At 70.1% G+C, this 288-nt stretch carries 1 pseudogene; it reads right to left on the reverse strand.

What is annotated here, in order from left to right:
* Positions 1-59: 59 nt before the first annotated feature.
* Positions 60-288 (reverse strand): annotated as a pseudogene (locus FNH21_RS16760) (hypothetical protein); the annotation flags it as partial.

A 288-nucleotide genomic window follows, 5' to 3' on the forward strand; every position in this document is an offset into this window, starting at 1 on the left:
CTCTGACGCCCAGGGTTTCAACACCCGAGCCGTCCACGCGGGCCAGACCCCCGACCCCATCACGGGAGCGGTGATCCCGCCGCTGTACCAGACCACCACCTTCGCGCAGGACGGTGGCAGAACATCGCCACCGGTATGGCGGCCACGCCGATGAGCGAGGGCAGCCGGCGGGCGAGGGCCGTCGCGTCGTCGATGCCGAGGGGGGACGCGTCGACCATCGTGAAGAACGTGCCTTCCGGCTCGAACACATCGAATCCTGCGGCGCGAAGCCCCTCGCCCAGGAGGTCG

The sequence above is a fragment of the Arthrobacter bussei genome (assembly GCF_009377195.2).
In the GTDB taxonomy this organism is placed as follows: domain Bacteria; phylum Actinomycetota; class Actinomycetes; order Actinomycetales; family Micrococcaceae; genus Arthrobacter_D; species Arthrobacter_D bussei.